General features: G+C 48.8%; 16 protein-coding genes. 9 read left to right on the forward strand and 7 right to left on the reverse strand.

Features of this window, described 5'->3' with window-relative positions; all coding sequences use genetic code 11:
- Window positions 1-515: 515 nt before the first annotated feature.
- The 3 genes from phnX to phnW are packed head-to-tail and all read right to left on the reverse strand — an operon-like array spanning window position 516 to window position 3,802.
- The gene (phnX, locus tag GV64_RS18330) at window positions 516-1,334 is read right to left on the reverse strand and encodes a phosphonoacetaldehyde hydrolase (RefSeq protein WP_020584951.1); all 819 of its coding nucleotides are present in this window, start codon (window positions 1,332-1,334) and stop codon (window positions 516-518) included.
- A 3-nt stretch (window positions 1,335-1,337) separates the two neighbouring features.
- Entirely contained in the window at window positions 1,338-2,693 is a 1,356-nt protein-coding gene (locus GV64_RS18335) for an aspartate aminotransferase family protein (RefSeq protein WP_020584952.1), read from the reverse strand.
- Window positions 2,693-3,802 carry a 2-aminoethylphosphonate--pyruvate transaminase gene (gene phnW / locus GV64_RS18340; RefSeq protein WP_020584953.1) on the reverse strand — a complete coding sequence of 370 codons (1,110 nt, stop codon included), beginning with the start codon at window positions 3,800-3,802 and terminating at the stop codon, window positions 2,693-2,695. The genes GV64_RS18335 and phnW overlap by 1 nt, the downstream gene beginning before the upstream one ends.
- Before the next feature lie 489 nt (window positions 3,803-4,291).
- Between phnW and GV64_RS18345 the strand changes: the two genes are divergently transcribed.
- The 8 genes from GV64_RS18345 (at window position 4,292) to GV64_RS23970 (ending at window position 14,866) form a co-directional block, all read left to right on the forward strand.
- On the forward strand, window positions 4,292-5,683 hold the full coding sequence (locus GV64_RS18345; RefSeq protein ID WP_020584954.1) for an aminotransferase family protein: 1,392 nt from the start codon (window positions 4,292-4,294) through the stop codon (window positions 5,681-5,683).
- A gap of 151 nt (window positions 5,684-5,834) precedes the next feature.
- Window positions 5,835-6,551 carry a UTRA domain-containing protein gene (locus GV64_RS18350; protein ID WP_020584955.1) on the forward strand — a complete coding sequence of 239 codons (717 nt, stop codon included), beginning with the start codon at window positions 5,835-5,837 and terminating at the stop codon, window positions 6,549-6,551.
- Window positions 6,552-6,672: 121 nt separating this feature from the next.
- The gene (locus tag GV64_RS18355; protein WP_020584956.1) at window positions 6,673-7,707 is read left to right on the forward strand and encodes a putative 2-aminoethylphosphonate ABC transporter substrate-binding protein; all 1,035 of its coding nucleotides are present in this window, start codon (window positions 6,673-6,675) and stop codon (window positions 7,705-7,707) included.
- A gap of 279 nt (window positions 7,708-7,986) precedes the next feature.
- Window positions 7,987-9,045 (forward strand): putative 2-aminoethylphosphonate ABC transporter ATP-binding protein, encoded by a 1,059-nt coding sequence (locus tag GV64_RS18360; RefSeq protein ID WP_020584957.1) that lies wholly within the window; start codon window positions 7,987-7,989, stop codon window positions 9,043-9,045.
- A 12-nt stretch (window positions 9,046-9,057) separates the two neighbouring features.
- A complete protein-coding gene (locus GV64_RS18365; protein ID WP_152554121.1) occupies window positions 9,058-10,773 on the forward strand; it encodes a putative 2-aminoethylphosphonate ABC transporter permease subunit in 1,716 nt (571 codons plus the stop codon).
- A gap of 475 nt (window positions 10,774-11,248) precedes the next feature.
- Window positions 11,249-12,673 carry an aspartate ammonia-lyase gene (gene aspA / locus GV64_RS18375; RefSeq protein WP_020584960.1) on the forward strand — a complete coding sequence of 475 codons (1,425 nt, stop codon included), beginning with the start codon at window positions 11,249-11,251 and terminating at the stop codon, window positions 12,671-12,673.
- Between the two features lie 598 nt (window positions 12,674-13,271).
- Window positions 13,272-13,910, forward strand: coding sequence for a response regulator transcription factor (locus GV64_RS18380; RefSeq protein WP_026258637.1), 639 nt, complete (start codon window positions 13,272-13,274; stop codon window positions 13,908-13,910).
- Window positions 13,911-14,476: 566 nt separating this feature from the next.
- On the forward strand, window positions 14,477-14,866 hold the full coding sequence (locus tag GV64_RS23970) for a response regulator (RefSeq protein ID WP_020584962.1): 390 nt from the start codon (window positions 14,477-14,479) through the stop codon (window positions 14,864-14,866).
- Between the two features lie 104 nt (window positions 14,867-14,970).
- Here the strand turns inward: GV64_RS23970 and sbcB are convergent, their stop codons facing one another.
- On the reverse strand, window positions 14,971-16,410 hold the full coding sequence (sbcB, locus tag GV64_RS18390; RefSeq protein ID WP_020584963.1) for an exodeoxyribonuclease I: 1,440 nt from the start codon (window positions 16,408-16,410) through the stop codon (window positions 14,971-14,973).
- Window positions 16,411-16,653: 243 nt separating this feature from the next.
- On the opposite strand from sbcB, the gene GV64_RS18395 reads away from it, so the two are divergent.
- The gene (locus GV64_RS18395) at window positions 16,654-16,884 is read left to right on the forward strand and encodes a hypothetical protein (RefSeq protein WP_020584964.1); all 231 of its coding nucleotides are present in this window, start codon (window positions 16,654-16,656) and stop codon (window positions 16,882-16,884) included.
- Between the two features lie 76 nt (window positions 16,885-16,960).
- Here GV64_RS18395 and GV64_RS18400 read toward each other — a convergent pair whose 3' ends face one another.
- The 3 genes from GV64_RS18400 to GV64_RS18410 form a co-directional block, all read right to left on the reverse strand.
- A complete protein-coding gene (locus GV64_RS18400) occupies window positions 16,961-17,575 on the reverse strand; it encodes a YigZ family protein (RefSeq protein WP_033403724.1) in 615 nt (204 codons plus the stop codon).
- 55 nt (window positions 17,576-17,630) lie between these two features.
- The gene (locus GV64_RS18405) at window positions 17,631-17,999 is read right to left on the reverse strand and encodes a PilZ domain-containing protein (RefSeq protein WP_020584966.1); all 369 of its coding nucleotides are present in this window, start codon (window positions 17,997-17,999) and stop codon (window positions 17,631-17,633) included.
- A gap of 69 nt (window positions 18,000-18,068) precedes the next feature.
- Window positions 18,069-21,502, reverse strand: a 3,434-nt coding sequence (locus GV64_RS18410; protein ID WP_034844389.1) for a hypothetical protein, incomplete at its 5' end; no start/stop codon positions are given.

Consider the following 21,502-nt stretch of genomic DNA (forward strand, 5'->3'; position numbering starts at 1 on the left):
TTATTATGAGAGTGCCCAGGAGGCTGTCCGAAAATAGACTGCCTACAGCGGTGGCAGCTAATTGGTCTAAAAAATACTTTTTGTTCGGCAAATAGAACCACTATTCACCTCACAAAATGGATTTTTTATCCTCAATTCTCTGCCATCCTCGCTACGGGCGCTATTCTCGGATAGCCTCCTAGCTGAACACTGCGTTAAACAATGCGGCACTTTCGACTCAAGGCGTTTACACGAAGGCTTAAAGTGCTGTCGGCAAATCCGGTTCATCGCTTTTTCAGCAGCAGAGATTTACCGACAGCATGGCCTTACTGTCATTGCCACTGATTAAAGCCATTGAGGGAAGAGGAATCATCGTCCAATGGGACTAACATAAAGAAGGGTAAACTATTAAAAACTGACCACTTTCACGCAGTATTAGCACCAGTTTTTATATTTTCGAGGACAGTTCAGCGCATTTAAAAAATTAAGAGCCTGAAAAACAGGCTCTCAGAGAATACAATACCAACACCCACAAATCAGGGCTTTTCTCCACGGATCAGACGCGTATTAATATCGCTGATAACGTCTGGCAAGTCCGCAATGGTATCCACTACATAGTGAGCACCTGCTGTCACCAGCTTATCGGTAGCCAAGGCCCTCTTTTCGGCCTTATAGCCACTGGAAGCGCTCAGATACTCTTCAAGCGTCATTCCAGCCTCATTGCCCGACAATGCCAGCCCCACCGTCCACATGCCGGCATTCAGCCCTTCACTGATGCCTGGAGCGGAATCATCCACTTTGACACAGTGGTTAACGGCGTGAATACCCAGTTCAATCACATTCTGAAGCGCCATCCAGGGACCGGGCCGGGCACCAGCCTGTAAATCATCACTGGCAATCACAGCATCCGGAGAATAGCCTTTCTCTGCAGCAGCAGGCATCAGAATATCCATCACCTCTCTTGGGTAACCTGAGCAGGAACCAATTTTAATCCCTTCTCTACGCAGCAGCGCAATCGTTTCCAGTGCCCCGGGAACAGGGTCTGAGAATTCGGCCACTTTCGCTTTCTGCAGCGGCATGAAAGTTCTGTATATATCATCCACATCAGCATCTGACATTGACCGCCCAAAACGGCACTGCCATCGCTTGCTGACCTCTGGCAGCGCACCCAGAGTTTTTATGTGATCCCACTTTCCAAGCCCCATGGGAACACGAGCTTCTGCCAGTGAAACATCAAAATCATAAGCCTGTTTGAACGCTTCAACAAAAATAGACGTGGGCGCCCAGGAGCCAAAATCCACGACAGTACCCGCCCAATCCAGAATCACCGCTTCGACGCTTTTTTTTACATCCATGATCTATACCTCAATGTCCGAAATTGCCTGTTCAATAATATTCAGTGCTCGTACCAGGTCCTGACGCTCAATCGTCAATGGCGGACTCAACTGCAGTACATTGCCCTGAGAAACCTTAAAACTGAGCCCACCTTCAAGGCATCGATAGAGCACCTTTTCAGCTTCTGCGGTGGCTCTGGTCTTTTTCTCAGTACAAGTCACCAGCTCAATACCCCATAAGAGACCAATACCTCTGACATCTCCGATAATGGGATGCCTGGCTTTCATCGCCCCCAAACGATCTCGCAGGAAAGCGTCATCCGCTTTCACTTTCTGAAGCAGGTTTTCCTGCTCGATCACCTCTATGGTGGCCAGGGCAGCCGCACAGCCAACGGGGCTTTTTTCATGGGTGTAATGCCCGAGGGAAATAGACGATGCGATATTGAAGCGATCTCTGGTTATCATCGCTGCCATGGGCACAATACCGCCACCAAGCCCTTTGCCAATACACAGAATATCCGGAGTGATGCCGTAGTGCTGAAAGGTGAACCACTCACCACTTCTGCCCATTCCATTGGGTATTTCATCAATGATCAGTAATACATTGTGACGGTCACAAATCTCCCTGATCCGCTGCCAATACGCCTGACTGGGAACCTGCACATCGGTATTGCGGACCGTTTCGGCAATAAAGGCGCCGATTCCGCCTTCTTTCTCGATAACGTATTCCAGATAGTCAGCATAATGGACATCAGAACCATCCTCCCCTGGCCACACTCCCCGATAACTGACCGGAGGTGGAATACGTTCTACACCCGGCGTTAACGGCCCCATACCCGTTCGAAAGCAAGCCTCCCCCCCCACACCAATGGCATCCAGCGACGCGCCATGAAAAGAGTCCCAGAGGGAAACCACTTTATGGTTGCCGGTCACCAGCCTGGCCAGTTTCAATGCCATCCCGATGACCGATGTTCCGCCCGGAGCAAACAGAACACGATTCAAATCGTCCGGACAAAGGCTTGCCAGTTTTCGGGCACACTCAATAGCGACCGGGTTAGTAAAGCGTCTTGGTGAAAAAGGCAGCGTATCCAGTTGATCCCGGACACGTTTAACCACGACTGGGTGTCCGTAACCCAACTGGTGAACATTATTGCCATGGAAATCCATATAACGCCTGCCACGGACGTCCTCTATATAAATCCCTTCTGCCCGGGTCAGCACATCCAGACAGGGGGTCGACATGGACTGATGGAGAAAGTAACGGGCATCATCATCCAGTAACTTCTGGGTTTCCTGATGGTCAAGCGTTGCCTGCCAGCGGGCGCGTTCTTCAGTGCTATTGATATCACCTTCACTGTTCAGTGATTCAACCATAACCATCACTGCTCCCAGTACATGCTGCTGGCAATGGCCTGAACCAGTGCAGCAATATCCTGGGGATACACTTCACCGATATTGCCAATCCGGAAACAATCAGCATCCGATACTTTGCCTGGATAGATCACAAAGCCCTGTTGTTTGAGCAGCTGATAGAAACGGTCAAATTGATATTCAGGATGCTGTGGCGATCGAAAAGAGGTAATAAAAGGGGAATGCATTTCATGGGGTAACAGGCACTCAAAGCCCAGTTCTTCCATCCCCTGAACCAGCAGTTTCTGATTATTCTGGTATCGCTGATAACGGGCAGCAACCCCACCTTCCTGATGCAACTCTTCCAGCGCCTGGTAGAAGGCTCTGACCGTATGAGTCGGTGAAGTAAAACGCCACTTGCCGTGATGGTCTTCCATGCAGCGCCACTGAGCATAAAGGTCAAGGGACAGAGAGCGAGCCTGATGGGCGCATTTCGCCAGTAAATGCTCACGGGCGATCACCAGACCAAAACCGGGAACACCCTGAATGCACTTGTTCGCTGAACTGATCAGGTAGTCGATACCCAACATACCCATATCCAGTGGAATGCCGCCAAAGCTGCTCATGGCATCAATGATGAGTAACCGGTTATGTTTTTTAACAACACCAGCAACCGCTTCCAGCGGATTCAACATGCCCGTCGTGGTTTCACAGTGAACCATCGCTACATGAGTAATTCCGGAATCTGTCTGCAAAGCTCCGTCAATATCGTCTACTGCTGGAAGCTCTGTTTCTCGATAACTCAAGACCTGAACATCAATATTCAGGTATCGGGCTATTTCAGCCATCCGTGCGCCATACACGCCGTTATCAATCACCAGCAGGCGATCCTGATTGCCAATGATCGTACCAATCGTAGCTTCCACAGAAGCCGTACCGCTGCCCTGCATCAGCACGGCTGTATAACCAGCATCTGTAGTCGCCAACGAAACCAGCTTGTCCCGCACACGCTCAACAACGTTACGGTTATAGTCATCATCCCAGGTACACCAATCCCTGAGCATTGACTCACGCACAGTACGTGAAGTGGATAAAGGCCCCGGGGTCAATAGCAGATAAGGGTTTTCAGTGGCAGTCATGCCTTGTCCTCACACTTTAAAACTGGTCTATACCAATATTTAAAATCATGAGGGCTCTCAAAAAGGTTGTAAATACGACAGCATCAACCTTCATAAAAAGTTCATAAAGCACTGAATCAATAGGGCCTGTTGACGTTTCGTTGCATGCTCAGTGGCCCAGAAAAGCGTTATATGCGCGAAAGGCTTGCGCCGCGTGTAGTTATTCTACATCAAGCAAGCCTGACAAAGCAGATGGCGCTTTTCTTGGCCACCCTTCGGGCGGATCAGGGCGCCCCTATGACTTCGTTGCGGCATTTTGAAAGGCAACCAGCCTTCCTACAATGCCGCGCCTCGTCATAGGGGCGCCCTGATCCGCTGAGCTCGCAACGAAACGTCAACAGGCCCTAACAATACTCGCTTTTAAATACCATCAAGAGCCTTTAACGAAACTGTCATGTTTATCTGAATTAATGGTCTATACCATTACTGCAAGTATCAGGGGAAAACAGGATGGAGTCATTTGCAGACATTCAACAACGTCATTTCATGCAATGCTGGGGTCGCCAGAAGGAGTATCGCCCTCTTCCGGTTCAGCAGACAGATGGATGCTGGATCGAAACAACCGATGGTCGTCGTATTTTTGATTTAAGAAGCGCCCATGAGTGCATCAATCTTGGCTTTCGTCATCCCAGAGTCATGAAAGCCATGCAGGAGCAGATGGGTAAGGTCGTTTATGTGACCGACGACTTTGCTACAGAACCTACCGCAGAGCTGGCCAGAACACTGGCAGAACTGGTACCGGGCAGCTCCGACCGGAAAGTCTATTTCAGCCAGAGCGGTGCGGCCGCTGTGGAGGCTGCGATCAAAGCCGCGCGAATGTATAAGTACAATGAAGTCATGGGTGGTTCACAACAGAATGTGGATGCCCCTGTGCAGTACCCGTTCCCTTACAAGATCATCTCCCGCTATCGCTCCTGGCATGGTTCAACAGCTGGTGCTGCTTCTGTCTCCGGAGACCCAAGACGCTGGTTTATGGAACCCCTGGCGGTGCCAGGCGTCGTGTTTGCCCCTGACGCCGACAATTACCGCAACCTGTTTGGTGAGGGCTCAGAAGGTGTCGATCGAAATATAGCCTACCTGAATTACCTGATTGAGCAGGAAGGGGGCTCGAATAAAGTGGCCGCCATGCTGGTTGAAACCGTGGTTGGCAGCAACGGCATTATTCCTCCCCCTCCAGGCTATATGCAGAAACTCAGGGAGCTCTGCGACAAGTGGCAAATTCTGCTGATCGTGGATGAAACCATGACCGGCATGGGTCGCACTGGCCGCTTCTTTGCGTTTGAACACTATGGGATTGAGCCGGATATTATCGTGATGGGCAAAGCGCTCGGGGTTTATGCGCCGATCGCTGCGACCATTTTCTCTGAAAAAATCAGCCGCTCATTTGACGACCAGATTTTCGGACATGGCCAGAGCTTCTCGGGTCATGCTCTTGCCGCCGCCGGTGCTCTTGAGAGCATCCGGGTGTTACACGAAGAGAACCTGCTGGAAAAAACCCGTGAACTTGGCGACTACCTTGGACAGCGACTACATGAACTCAAAGAGAAACACCCCTGTGTGGGAGATGTTCGAGGTTTGGGTCTGTTTTGGACCCTTGAGCTGGTAGCCAACCGGGAAACCCGGGAAGCACTGAGAAAACACACTGAAAAGTATACAAAGACCGTCGTAAAAGACATTGCTGACTTTCTATTTCATGAAAAGAATATCTATGTACCCGGTGACAAGTTTGGTGTCTGGGTCGTCCCTCCCCTGGTCGTTACACGAGAGGAGCTGGACTGGGTTGTTGATGGCATTGATGAAGCTCTGCTGATTGGCGACCAACACCTGGAAAATAGCCTCTGAAATAGCGGGCTATCTTGTACTTCAGGTAGCCTGCCCGCAAAATTCCCTCCTCTCGCGGCAGACAAAGCTCATTGCACAATAGTCACCTTTGCGCTTTTCGACACAGGAAACACTGTTTGCCTTCCCTTTAGATAAAGGTAATTCATTAGCCATGAATATGGACCATGGAAGAACCCAGTATCAGCTGATTCGAATAGCACTGTGCGATCAGATTGAACATGGTGGGCTTAAGGCAGGTTCCAAACTGCCTTCAGAGCGAATGCTCAGTGAGCGGTTTGGCACCACCCGGGTTACTCTCAGGGAAGCGCTCGCCTCGCTGGAAGCGGATGGCCTGGTTTATCGAGAAGACCGCCGGGGCTGGTTTGTGGCACCGCAACGCCTGGTCTATGACCCAACCAGAAATGCCAATTTTCACACCATGGTTACCGACCAGGGGCGCTCACCAGCAACCCGGTTATTAAGCGCATCGCTGGTGCCCGCAACAGCAGGCGTGCAGAGATTGCTGGGTTTACAACCGCTGACTCCGGTTTATCGTCTGCAACGCCTTCGTTCAGTCGACAATAGAGTCGTGGTATACGTCGAAAACTACATCATTCCGGAGTACTTTCCCGGGTTGCTTGAGCACAACCTTGAACGATCACTGTCCGATGTTTACCGGGAACACTACAGCACCGCTTATCATCGGGTCCGCTTTCAACTCTATCCAGTAGGTCTTCACGGCGACTCAGCCCATCACCTGAAAGTGACCACAGGAAGCTCCGGTCTGCTGGTTACGAGGGTGAACCAGAACTCTGAAGGTCTGGTTATCGATTGCGACCTTGAATACTGGCGGCATGATGCCATTGTCATCACAGCTGAGACTGGCTGACAATTTTCATATTTCTGCAAAAAATCAGTCACACTATCGTCATTTATTTTTTCTACGATCCTCATTAACGAATCTGGTCTGTACCAGATACTCACTCCACCGGTCTTGAGGATCATTGACCATGAAAAAGCAACGCCTTTTATCCGCACGGATGCCTCTGGCACTGACACTCACTTCCCTGATCAGCACGGGTCTTTATGCTGCACAGGAAGAACTCACAGTCTATACCGCTTTTGAATCAGACCTGCTGACCAGATACAAAAAAGCCTTCGAAGCGGATCATCCTGATATCCGTATCAAGTGGGTAAGAGACTCCACCGGAGTGATGACCGCAAAACTGCTGGCAGAAAAAAGTAACAGTCGTGCCGATGTTGTGTGGGGACTGGCGGGCTCAAGCATGGCGCTACTGAAACAGGAAGGCGTGCTCGCCACCTATACACCTGCCGGTTTGAACGACATCAAATCTGAGCTGGTTGACCCGGAAACAGGTAAAGCCTGGTTTGGTAATCAGGCCTTTTTCAATGTCGTTTGCTACAACGAAGCCGTTGCCAAAGCCAACAACCTTCCAAAACCAGAATCCTGGCAGGATCTGTTGAACCCGGTATACAAGGGGCAGATCGCCATGCCAAACCCCGCTTCCTCCGGCACCGGTTATATGCAGGTTTCCGCCTGGCTGCAAAGCATGGGTGAAGAGGAAGGCTGGAGCTACATGTCAGGACTGGACAATAACATTGCCCACTACACCCACTCCGGCTCTAAACCCTGTGTCCAGGCAGCCATGGGCGAAGTGGCCATCGGGATTTCCCAGGCAATCCGCGGAGCCCAGTTAAAAACCAAAGGTGCTCCACTTGATCTGATCATGCCGGAAGGCGGCATTGGCTGGGACGTTGAGTCCGTCGGGATGGTAAAGGGCACTGCCAGAGAAAAAGCAGCAAGAACACTGGTGAACTGGAGCTTAACGGCCAAAGCCAACGAGCAGTACGCAGAGGCTTATGCCGTGGTAGGTCATAAAGAAGTTCATAAACCAGTGGCCAATTACCCGGATGTCGAAAGCGCTATGGTCAGCATGGATTTCGGGGCCATGGCTTCAGGTCGCAAGCAGGTTCTCAAAGAGTGGTCAGAACGTTTTGACCAGAAATCCGAACCCAGATCATGAACCTGAATTCTGCAAAATTCCAGTCCATAGAATGATACCAATCGTGCTTTCTAACTCCCGTGATGAGCATGAAGATTTGAGCCTTAAGACAAGGCGGCGTGAAGAGTCATAGCCTTTATGCCCTTTGGGTATAAGCTACGGCGACGATCGCCAATGCAGGATTAAGGCTCAAATCTTCAGCGCAATAGGGAGTTAGAAAGTTCGATTGGTATAAACAACTGTGGCTCGGTATTTCTGCCGTCTGAAGCAACCACTTCCTTATTGAGAGTTCCTGCAATTATGCAATCCTTTCTATCCATCCAACATTTATCCAAATCCTTTGGGACATTCACAGCGCTTGATGATATTTCGCTGAATATTGAACAGGGGGAGTTTATCTGTTTTCTCGGCCCCTCTGGCTGTGGAAAAACTACTCTCCTTAGGCTGATCGCAGGATTAGAGAGCAGTGATCAGGGGGAGATCTGGCAGAGTGGTGTTAATTGCACACAGCTCCCACCTGAGAAAAGGGACTTTGGTATTGTCTTTCAATCCTATGCACTGTTCCCCAACCTGACGGTTTTCGACAATATTGGTTTTGGCCTTCAAAACCAGGGACTTTCACGGGAAAAGATTCAAACGACAGTCGCCAAATGGCTTGAGACCATTGGACTGTCGGATGCGGGGGATAAATTTCCCTGTCAGCTTTCCGGTGGACAGCAGCAAAGGGTGGCCCTGGCCCGTGCTCTGGCATTATCTCCGGGATTACTGCTGCTGGATGAACCACTGTCAGCTCTGGACGCCAGGGTTCGAGTCAAGTTGAGAGAAACCATTCGTTCACTGCAGAAGAGACTGGGAATCACCACCATTATGGTCACTCACGACCAGGAAGAAGCCATGGCGATGGCCGACCGAATTGTGGTGATGAATCACGGCCATATTGAACAGGTTGGTACACCCAGAGAGATCTATCAAAACCCAGCCTCTCGCTTTGTCGCAGATTTCGTCGGCGCCATGAACTTTATGGAAGCAGAAGTAAACCCTCAGAATCAGACCATGCTGGCAAATCAACCACTGGCACTTGCCCCACAGAGTTCCCGCAGTGGCAAAGTTTTACTGGGTATCCGCCCGGAGGATCTGACATTCGGTGAGGGAATTACCGAGTTACCAGTGCAGGTTGAAACAATGGAGTTTCAAGGAACTTTCGTCAGGGCAAGCTGCAACCCACTGGGCTGGACATCAACCTCCACCATAAAAGTGGATGTTCCGGTTCATCAACTGGCCAATCTCAGCCTGCACCCTGGCTGCAAATCCCGACTGGTCATCCAGGAACAGCATATTCATGTTTTTCCCGCAGAGTAAGGAATGCTGATCATGGATCTTTCTACCACTGCCAATAGACCGCTATACAGAGAAACCAGCCAGAGGCGTCCTGTTTTCAACACTGGCAAGCTGGTTTCTGCGCTCTGCATTACCGGAGTATTTCTCTATCTGCTGGTAACACTTCTGCTACCACTGATGGCCATGCTGGCCCGAAGTGTTCAGGATAGCCAGGGCCGTTTTGTCGGCATCAGCAACTTTGCAGAATACCTGGGCAGTAATGCCCTGACCCAGTCCATTTCCAATACCCTGACGATCGGCTTTGTGGTTACGGGTATTGTGGTCACTCTGGCGTTTCTATTCGCCTATGGCCTGACCCGAACCTGCATGCCCTGCAAAACAGCCTTCAAGGTTCTGGGTATGCTACCCATTCTGGCACCATCGCTGCTACCGGCGATCAGCATGATCTACCTCTTTGGCAATCAGGGCGTTGCCAGAGACTTACTGATGGGACATTCGGTTTACGGCATCATCGGTATTGTTATTGGCCTGGTATTCTGGACCTTTCCCCATGCACTGTTGATACTGAACACAGCATTATCCACCTCTGATGCCAGACTCTATGAATCCGCCAGAGTCATGAAATCTTCAGCACTGCGGACTTTTCTGACGGTCACATTACCGGCAGCCAAGTTTGGACTGATCAGCACAACTGCGGTTGTCTTTACCCTGGTAGTCACGGACTTTGGTGTCCCCAAGGTGATTGGTGGCCAATACAATGTTCTGGCCACGGATATCTATAAACAGGTGGTGGGGCAGCAGAACTTTGCCATGGGTGCCGTTATCAGCGTGCTGCTGTTACTGCCGGCGATCATCGCTTTTCTGGTTGACCGCAGAGTTCAAAAGAGGCAGAAAGAACTCTTTGGCTCCCGTTCTGTCGCTTATCAGCCTGAACCCAGCCCGATTCGCGACCGGTTATTTCTGGTGATCTGCAGCCTGGTGATCATGGCCATACTGTCGATTATTGCCATGGCCGTATATGGCTCTCTGGTGACATTCTGGCCCTGGAATCTCGAGCTTTCCTTACAGAACTATCGATTTGAAAATTTCAGTGCCCAGGGTTGGGTACCATTTTTCAATTCATTAAAACTCGCCACATGCACAGCAATAGTGGGGACGCTGGTCATTTTTATCACGGCCTACTGCGTGGAAAAAGTCAAAATGGCAGCCTCCATCAAATGGTTGATTCAGGTCATGACCATGCTGCCTGTGGCGATCCCCGGAATGGTACTGGGCCTAGGATATATCTTTTTCTTTAATCAGCCAGGGAACCCGCTAGGAATGTTCTATGGAACCATGGCGTTACTGGTTCTGAATACCGTTGCTCATTACTTCACCGTGGGTCATCTCACAGCCCTATCAGCCCTGAAAAAGCTGCCTAATGAAATTGAAGTGGTAGCAGCATCGCTTAAGATTCCGCAATACAGAGCCTTTTTCAAAGTTTCACTGCCGGTATGTCTGCCTGCGTTGCTGGATATTGGTATCTATCTTTTTGTTAATGCCATGACCACCACATCCGCTGTCGTGTTCCTGTATTCATCGGACATCATGCCGGCATCCGTGGCGGTGATGAACATGGAAGATGCTGGCCAGAATGGCCCAGCGGCAGCCATGGCCGTTCTGATCATGCTGACAGCCGCAACCGTTAAAGTGGTTCACCTGCAGGTTGGTAAAAAACTATTGAATAACACTCAGCGCTGGAGACGCTGAGTGAGGTACACAAGCCCCCATTGCCAGCAAAAAAAGACAAAGTCCACCCCAGACCCGCGTCAAACTATCCAAACACTACTGTTCATAAATGCTCACGTTTGCAAAGAGCTGGAAAGCTATCAATTATTACGTCGGAAAAACACCGTACTAACCCCTAATAACATCAAAGCATTCACTATAACTCCTTGCGCAGCAGGGCACAGAGCAAGTTGAACTAACCTAAGTACCAATAATCAGAGATATAACCTTCAGCCTTAAATCAATCCGTGATAGATGCGAAAACTGATCAAAATTGATACAGATCATGCCTTTTATCTTTTTTTGATAACTTTTGTTCAGTTAGGTAGTACCACTTATTGCTGATAATTATGGACAGGCACAGACTAAACCCAGCCAGCCTGCTTTTACCAAGCCAAAAAGGCTTATCCCACGCAGGCTGATGATTTTCCTCCAGTGCGCAAGTAAGGCACAGATAATGACAGATCTTACCCAATACCGAATTGAACATGACCTGCTGGGTGAAGCTCCAGTTCCGGAAAATGTTTACTATGGCATCCAGACCCAGCGTGCCGTTGAAAACTTCCAGATCAGTGGTGTCCAGCTGAACCACTACGTGAACCTTCCACGCGCACTGGCCATGGTGAAAAAGGCCTGTGCACTGGCCAACCGTGACCTGGGTATGCTGGATGCACAGAAAGCGGAAGCCATTTCTGATGCCTGCGACGAAATCATCGAAGGACGTCTGCACGATCAGTTTGTGGTTGACATGATTCAGGGTGGCGCTGGTACCTCCACCAACATGAATGCCAACGAAGTTATCTGTAACCGTGCTCTGGAGCTGATGGGACATCGTCGTGGTGAATACCAGTACCTGCACCCGAACACCCATGTCAACATGGCACAGTCTACCAACGACGTATACCCAACCGCTATGCGTTTGGCTATGGTACTCAAGCACAAGACTCTGCTGGTAGCGATCAAGTCTCTGAAAAATGCGCTGGATGTGAAAGCAAACGAGTTCAAAGATATCCTGAAAATGGGCCGTACCCAGCTTCAGGACGCCGTGCCGATGACACTGGGTCAGGAATTCAGAGCATTCAGCACCACGATCGGTGAAGACGTTCAGCGAATCAGCGAAATGGCTGCCCTGCTTAGAGAAGTTAACCTCGGTGGTACTGCTATCGGTACCGGCATCACTGCTGACAGCCGTTATGCCCCACTTGCCGTTAAGTACCTTACTGAAATTTCTGGCCAGGAAATGATTCTTGCTGGAGATCTGGTTGAAGCCACTTCTGATATGGGTGCTTTCGTTATTTTCTCAAGCGCACTGAAGCGTCTGGCGGTTAAGCTGTCCAAAATCAGCAACGACCTGAGACTGCTATCCAGTGGCCCGTTGTGTGGTTTTAATGAGATCAACCTGCCTGAAATGCAGCCTGGTTCATCTATCATGCCAGGTAAAGTAAACCCGGTTATTCCTGAAGCCATGAACCAGATCGCCTTCCACGTGATTGGTAACGACCTTGTGGTAACTCTGGCTTCAGAAGCAGCCCAGTTACAGCTCAATTATGCTGAACCGGTTCTGGTCTACAAGATTCTGGAGTCAATCCAACAGTTGTCCAGCGGTATGAACATGCTGACCGAGAAGTGCATCAAAGGCATTACAGCAAACCGTGAAGTTTGCCAGAGCTATGTAGACAACAGCGTTGGTCTGGTAACTGCCCTGAACCCATACCTGGGCTATGAAAACTCCAGCCGTATTGCCAAAATTGCGCTAAAGAGTGGTCGTCGTGTAGTTGACCTGGTACTTGAAGAAGGCCTGCTGACCGAAGAGCAGCTGAAAGAAATTCTCAAGCCAGAAAATATGATTGCCCCTCTGAACCTGAGTCAATCAGCGCACTGAGCGATTTGAGCATGTGCTGAAATCCAACTGAAGGCCTGTAGAAATGCAGGCCTTTTTCATTTTTGACACACTCACAAACAATCCCAACTACGCACAAAACCACAACAATAACCGTATTATCCCTGATAACAATACAGGAAATATCATCTAATATAATGTGCCTCACTCAGGTTTATGTTTATTTGCGTAACATAACCTGTAAACATACGCAGTCAGCGGGAATGCTGGAATAAAATCAGAAGAAATCGATGCCTGTGGGAAGTACTACTCTGCAAAAATTGCGAAAATAACCACTTCTCTTTTAAAAAGAGCTGAAAGAGCACCAGTGAAAGCCGGAGTTGATTTTTTTGTTTGCCTGATAAAGCAACAGCATCATACTCTGCTAAACTATTTGCTAAAATACAGAGCGAATTCCACGGCCTTTAAGCAATCTTTTTCAACCTGTGTTTCTTCCGGTGAACCTTCCGGACGATACAGTTGATGCTCAAAGAGCTTTAATAATGGCTTTCCCGCATCACCCCAACTTCCAGCCTGATGGCAAAAACACCAAATTATACGGCAAATTTCTCACAGTGGAGTCATTATGCAGCAACAGGACATGAAGCAAGAACCTACCGTATTTATCATCGATGATGACGAGGCTGTGCGTGACTCGCTGAAAATGTTGATGAAGTCGGTAGGTCAGACTGTAGAAGCCTTTTCTTCCCCTGCTGAGTTCCTTGAAGTTTATGATGAAAACCGGCCCGGCTGTATTGTGCTGGACATCCGTATGCCCGGTATGAGCGGCCTTGAACTTCAAAGCAAGCTCAATGAAATGCACTGCATTCTTCCAATCATTTTCATCACTGGCCATGGTGATGTTCCAATGGCCGTTCAGGCCATCAAAGATGGTGCTATGAACTTCATTCAGAAGCCTTTCCGCGATCAGGAGCTTCTGGATCTGATTAACGATGCGCTTAAGCTGGATACTCAACAAAGAAAAGAACTCCTTGAGCACAAGGAAATTCTGCGCAGACTCTCCACCCTCACAGATCGAGAGCGCGAAGTTCTACATCATGTGGTTGAAGGTAAAGCCAACAAGGTGATTGCTGCTGACATTAACCTGAGCCAGCGCACGGTTGAAATTCACCGCTCCCGTGTAATGGAAAAGATGGGTACTAAGTCCCTGGCACACCTGGTACGTCAGGTTATGCAGGTAAAAGAGCATCTTGAAGGCGAATTTAATTTCAAAATTTAATCCTCTCCTCTCCGTTTACCTCTATATTCACAGAGGTATTCGGAGCTCTTCTCGATTTTAGAAAAGTCAAAGCACCCATTTTTTTAAAGGATTTATTGCGAAGTGTTTTGGTGATTGACCAAATAATAATCCTTCATAATTTCCGATTTGTTCATTTAAAAAAGAGCTAAGCGAACAATATAATAATTGAACGAACGATCAGATAGATCCTTAGGTACTCGCCGAATAACGTCAAGTACATCCCTCCATTCAGCAATTTGTCGGCTAAACCTAAACTGAAGTCGTACCATTAGACAATGGCAAGAAGAGACTATGAAATACTTTCTAAACTCCTTTTATTAAAAACTGGTCAGAAACTATTTCATATTTAGAGAGTTGCTTCTTGAGCTGCTGCTTACGGTGGGAGAAATACGAACTTTAGTACAGACAAACACTGCGCTTTGACCCGTAAACCTCCTCAGATTCTATATCTATAGAATTCTTGCACAAAAGATAAGCAATAGCTTTATGCTAACAGCTGTTTCATTGCAACAATACAGGTTTCTTTTTACCGCAAGGCTGCCTTTATGAACCTAGCAACCCATTGCTCAGTCTATCTACTGGAACAGGATTTCGGCACTACCGAGACTATTCGCAGCCTGTGCCATGAAAAATCACTGCATCTCACCTGCTTCAGTTCACATTTTGAGCTACTGAATGCACTTAAAGCAGACCAGCCTTCCTGCATCATCGCGGCGAATGATCAACCCCATGGGCAGGCCCTGAATCTAATGCAGGATTTGGCCAGCGAAAACCATCAGGTTCCGGTTATTATCCTTGGGCATCACAATGATGTGTCCAGTGCTGTTGCAGCCATTAAAGCGGGCGCTGTTGATTACATTGAAAAGCCAACCATTTATGGTCGACTGGCAGAGCAACTTAATCTGGTAGTAAAGCACTCATTCCAAACCGCATAAGCACATTGCTGTGTTTATGCGGCATTTTATTCTTTCGATACATTGATACTGACGCTTTAATTTTTATACCCAGTAAAACATTCAGTGGTTTACCAATACACAGCCTACGCTGGCAAACCATTCACGTAGTCGGATAACTCTGTTAGCAGGCTTTGTTTTTCCATATTTCCCTCAACCATCTCCTGAGCAGATCTCAATTCATCCCAAAAGTGATTACGTGTTAAAAAGTAATCATTATCTGGATGCAACTGCCCGGATAATCGCTCATGACAATACTTTTTCCAAAGCAGCTGATCTTCTTCATCCAGCGTTTCAAAATAGTGCCGCCCACGGTAACGAAACAGCATTTCGTCAAGGCGTTTATCTGAGAAAGAAAGACCAAGCTGGGTTAACTCCGATGGCTTCGCAGTTAAAATACGACTCATTTCATTACGATCTGCGGGGGAGAAAAAACCACCGGAATAAATCATCTGGTCCGGATCAGTATGCTTATTCGATGGGGACTCTGAAAAGACTTCCCGAAGCTTGGCCGCCAGCTCTGAGTCTGCCATTAGCTGACTCCTGTGCACTTCACATCTGGTAAGATCCAGCTCGAGACGTTCCTGGTCTTCAGCCCTCAAAACACCCACGGGGGCGATCACCGGACATTTATTAATATGGATAGTCTTCAATGGAATTCGTTCTTCACCTTCTGCCAACTGATCTGATGGAGTGAACAACCTTCGCCTGATTTCCTCCACAGATAGACTCAATAAAGGCGCTGGATCAACTGACAGATCATATACCACCACGCCATTTCGATTGACCGGGTGATCAATTAATGGCATCACCACTGCCAGGTTATTTCGGTGAGCACCAAACATGCCGGACACATGCACAACCATCTCCTGACTGACCATATTTAGCAATCCGGCAACTTCACGCTTACCACGATGAGCAAGATAAAACTGAAACACCTTGGGTTGCTGTTTCCGAATCAATCTGGCCAGAGCAATAGTGGCACGAACATCCGACAGCGCATCATGAGCTGAACCATGATCCAAACCATTGGCTGCAGTAATCTCTTCCAGCCGAAAACTTTTGAAGCCATCTTCCCGCATAGGCCACTCGATACCTTCAGGCCTCAGTGCTGCAGTTAGCCGAACCAGGTCAATAAGATCCCAGCGGCTGTTACCATTCTGCCACTCACGGGCATAAGGATCATAGAAATTTCGATAGAGAATATTACGAGTCACTTCATCATCAAAACGAATGCTGTTATATCCCAGGGTGCAGGTACCGGGAACCATCAATTCAGTATGAATCCGGTGAATAAACTCAGGCTCAATCAGCCCCATCTCATTAACCTTCTGTGGCGTCAAACCGGTGACAAGGCAGGCCATAGGATTAGGTAAATGATCTTCCGGCAACTTGCAAAAAATATTCAGCGGTTCACCCACCTCATTCAACTCTGCGTCCGTCCGGATGCCGGCGAATTGTGCTGGCCAATCGAGTGCTGGGTCAGTACCAAAAGTCTCATAGTCGTGAAAATAAAAAGATTTCATTTTAATAGCCTTCAATGGTGTTAGCCCACCTGCACAATCTGCTACTCAGTCCTGAGTAGACATAACAGTATCGTCTGCCACTGGAAAAAGAAACCAGCCTCCCATACGTACACGACCAATTTTTACTCAATCAATAAAAAACTATCACTGAGCCTAAGCGTGGCCGATATCAAACCTAGGTGGTGTTACCAACTGGCAATCCAACCAGTTGTTAACACCACCCTAAGGACAGGAGGAAAAACAATGAAAAATGGAGATAGATGCCACGGGATATTCACCCCGGTTTTCAAAGGAAACTATCCGCAATGCCTACAGGCAATCGCCGGAAAAAGAGTTGAGTGGCGATACATGGGAGAAAGTACAATGCCCCCAGTGGGTACTGGGCTGTTCATGGCCATCACAGATAACAAGGCCCTGCATGACCAGAAATACTGGGTTTATGAAGACGCCATTGATTTCGAAAGCCACGATTAATGGGGCCTATGCCCCCCCATTCACCTAAGTCAGCTTATTTCTTGAATCATTATTTTCTATGATCCATTAAGCCACATTAATCCTGCCACTGAATGAGAATTTGCCCACGACTGACATCATGCAAGTAACTGGCAAGATCATCACTTCCAATTTCTGCCGTAGAGATGGTCATACTGACTGACTGACCGTAATCACACCGCTCAAGGCTCGCGTGATGTTGCTCAAGGTAATGGCGAACCATTTGTTCATAGGCGTAATCACAAACAATTACCCCCACTCTCAACGCTACCCGCTGCTCAAGAGGCAACACCTCAAAGGCCTGCTGCACTGAGGCACTGTATGCTCTGACCAGACCGCCAGCCCCAAGTTTTACACCGCCAAAATAGCGCACTACGACAGCAACAACATCACCAATACGCTTGTGTTGAAGAACGTTCAGCATTGGGCGGCCAGCGGTACCGGAAGGTTCACCATCGTCATCAAAACCAACCACAGCCCCACCATCAGGCGCTCCTGCGACAAAGGCTGAACAGTGGTGAGTAGCATCTGGATACTCGATGCGTTTAGTTTCTACAAAGGCAAGGGCTTCCTGACGGGAGTGAGCAGGAGAAATACAGGCAATAAAACGACTTTTCTTGATTTCGGTTTCAACCGTTATAACTTGCGCAGGGACAACGTAATCAGCAGACATGATGACCAGGAACATCACTCAATCGGTAAAATCAAATTCTACCTGAAAAAGCCAGTCAGCAGACCTCTCCAAAGGTAAAATAATTTTTCAGTGTTTCAACCAGATCAAGAATATCATCTCCAGCATTAACAATACTGTAGCCTGAGTCAAAATATTCTGGACCTACATCAGGCTTGCACCAATGGCACCGCGCATCAAAATCCAGGTACCGCTCACCAATGTCATCATCAGGCAAAATAATACGCATATTATAAACAGCACCAATTAATACAGGGACAGAGCTGATCAGCATTAAACCATTACAGCTGATGTTTCCAATACTACCCATAACCCTCATGGTGTTGCGATTATAAATTTTAAGATAATCCTGCAACTGATGACGTTTAATCGAGCGGCGCTCCTTGCCGCTGGGTGTTAATGACATATATTACGCCTTTAATAAAACTATTGTTCTTTAATTAACTACAATCAAAAATGATCTCATCATTAAGGGCTATGATTTACCCAGCCTACTTTTTAGAACTTCCACCTCTTTCACCTTTTCATTTAAAAGCCTATCCGATTTTTTTCTTGCTTCTTTCTCATGAATCAACCTGGTCGCTAGTTTTAAATTAGCTTTATGTACTCCAAAAGTGTCATCATCCAGCCTTTTTGCACTAACGCCTTCTCTCACTGCTGCTGATATTTCAATTTCTTTTTTACCTGCCAAATCATCTCTCTCATCCATCGCCCTCATCATTTCATTCAGATAATGATTAAATATATCAGCATTATTTTTACCAACAAGCTTGGATAAGGCAGCTTGCTTCACGGCGAGCTGTTTTTCAACAACCTCAAGTTTATTTCTAATAGATTGATTATCAGCGTTCACTCCATTTAAGCTTTTAGCATCTGACTCCAATCTTTTGATTATGTTCTTAGCGTCTAGCAACTCTTTTTTAAGAGTTTCAACTTCAGAGGCTCTATATTGATGATCAACTTTACTTTGCTTTAAACCTTCGAGCATATCTGAATGATCCCACTCCATTTCTGGAATTTGATCAGGGCTATGCTCGAAATGCATCATATACTGTTGTTTACCAATATCCCTCCTGAGTCGATCTCTCTCTTTTTCAAGGTCCACCATTTGTGCCTTAATATCTCTAACCTGCTTATGAGCAGCGGTATTAGCTGTACTTGCTTCTTGTAACTGCTTATCCAAGATTCCAAGATTCTTTTCAAGTTCTTTTATTTTATTTAGATACTTATTCTCTTTAGCTGCAAACTGATCACCTTCCTGACGCCTAGCGCTATTGACCCTTTGCAATTCATCTAATGCACTATCAAGTTTACCTTTGGCCTGCTGAATTTCTTTTTTAACTTGAGATAACTCTACATTATGCCGATCACGTTCTTGTTCAATCTGCCTGCGCTTTTGGTTAGTAACTTCTACTGCATTAGCCACCTGTTTTTTTTGCAAACTTAATTGTTTTTTCAAGTCTAAATTTTCAAAACTGTTACTTTCAACTTCTCTTTGCAACGACTTAACTCTTGTACTCTGCTTCCCTAGTTCAAAAGTCAAATTATTAACCTTTCTGGTTTTTTCATGAAGTTGTGACTCAAATTGTTTTTTCTCTTTATCAGATTTTTCAATATCTCGCTCTAACCTCTTAAAACCATCTTTCAACCTATCAGATTCAGCTTGTGCAAGCCTAAGCTTATTTTTCGTATCATTGAATGCAGTCAGCTGGTCACCTTGAGAAGAGACCTTAGCCCATAGCTTTTCAAGCTCCGCTTTCAATCCGCTGTTTTCATGTTCTAAGGTATCAGCCCTGTTTGAAGCTCCAGACCGCTGACTCTCAATAACCAGTTTCTCTTCAGCTGATCTCTCCAGCTGACTCTTCAGGCTGACATTTTCTTCAGACTGCTTTCTTAATTTTTCTTCTGTCCTCTCTATAACCTGTTGTTTTCGATCAAGCTCTCCACGCAATGATTTCTCTTTATCCATTGCCTGCTTGAGCTTTTGCTGCGCTTCAGTCACCTCCAGGGTCTGTTTGCCCCGCTCGAGTTCCAGCTCCTCGATCCGCGCATCCGATGCCTGCAGTTTCGACGTCGCCTGGTTCAGCTGCTGTTCTGCAACCCGCGCTTTTTCCTGCGCGTCAGAGACTTTCCCCTGCAGCTCGCCATTCTTCTGCTCCAGCGCCCCGTTTTTCTGTTGCTCCGCCTTCAATCCATCCCGCGCCCGGTTCAACTCTGCCTGCGCGTCAGCCACCGCCTGGGTCTGTTTGCCCCGCTCGAGTTCCAGCTCCTCGATCCGCGCATCCGATGCCTGCAGTTTCGACGTCGCCTGGTTCAGCTGCTGTTCTGCAACCCGCGCTTTTTCCTGCGCGTCAGAGACTTTCCCCTGCAGCTCGCCATTCTTCTGCTCCAGCGCCCCGTTTTTCTGTTGCTCCGCCTTCAATCCATCCCGCGCCCGGTTCAACTCTGCCTGCGCGTCAGCCACCGCCTGGGTCTGTTTGCCCCGCTCGAGTTCCAGCTCCTCGATCCGCGCATCCGATGCCTGCAGTTTCGACGTCGCCTGGTTCAGCTGCTGTTCTGCAACCCGCGCTTTTTCCTGCGCGTCAGAGACTTTCCCCTGCAGCTCGCCATTCTTCTGCTCCAGCGCCCCGTTTTTCTGTTGCTCCGCCTTCAATCCATCCCGCGCCCGGTTCAACTCTGCCTGCGCGTCAGCCACCGCCTGGGTCTGTTTGCCCCGCTCGAGTTCCAGCTCCTCGATCCGCGCATCCGATGCCTGCAGTTTCGACGTCGCCTGGTTCAGCTGCTGTTCTGCAACCCGCGCTTTTTCCTGCGCGTCAGAGACTTTCCCCTGCAGCTCGCCATTCTTCTGCTCCAGCGCCCCGTTTTTCTGTTGCTCCGCCTTCAATCCATCCCGCGCCCGGTTCAACTCTGCCTGCGCGTCAGCCACCGCCTGGGTCTGTTTGCCCCGCTCGAGTTCCAGCTCCTCGATCCGCGCATCCGATGCCTGCAGTTTCGACGTCGCCTGGTTCAGCTGCTGTTCTGCAACCCGCGCTTTTTCCTGCGCGTCAGAGACTTTCCCCTGCAGCTCGCCATTCTTCTGCTCCAGCGCCCCGTTTTTCTGTTGCTCCGCCTTCAATCCATCCCGCGCCCGGTTCAACTCTGCCTGCGCGTCAGCCACCGCCTGGGTCTGTTTGCCCCGCTCGAGTTCCAGCTCCTCGATCCGCGCATCCGATGCCTGCAGTTTCGACGTCGCCTGGTTCAGCTGCTGTTCTGCAACCCGCGCTTTTTCCTGCGCGTCAGAGACTTTCCCCTGCAGCTCGCCATTCTTCTGCTCCAGCGCCCCGTTTTTCTGTTGCTCCGCCTTCAATCCATCCCGCGCCCGGTTCAACTCTGCCTGCGCGTCAGCCACCGCCTGGGTCTGTTTGCCCCGCTCGAGTTCCAGCTCCTCGATCCGCGCATCCGATGCCTGCAGTTTCGACGTCGCCTGGTTCAGCTGCTGTTCTGCAACCCGCGCTTTTTCCTGCGCGTCAGAGACTTTCCCCTGCAGCTCGCCATTCTTCTGCTCCAGCGCCCCGTTTTTCTGTTGCTCCGCCTTCAATCCATCCCGCGCCCGGTTCAACTCTGCCTGCGCGTCAGCCACCGCCTGGGTCTGTTTGCCCCGCTCGAGTTCCAGCTCCTCGATCCGCGCATCCGATGCCTGCAGTTTCGACGTCGCCTGGTTCAGCTGCTGTTCTGCAACCCGCGCTTTTTCCTGCGCGTCAGAGACTTTCCCCTGCAGCTCGCCATTCTTCTGCTCCAGCGCCCCGTTTTTCTGTTGCTCCGCCTTCAATCCATCCCGCGCCCGGTTCAACTCTGCCTGCGCGTCAGCCACCGCCTGGGTCTGTTTGCCCCGCTCGAGTTCCAGCTCCTCGATCCGCGCATCCGATGCCA

It is taken from the genome of Endozoicomonas elysicola, assembly GCF_000710775.1.
Taxonomy (GTDB): domain Bacteria; phylum Pseudomonadota; class Gammaproteobacteria; order Pseudomonadales; family Endozoicomonadaceae; genus Endozoicomonas; species Endozoicomonas elysicola.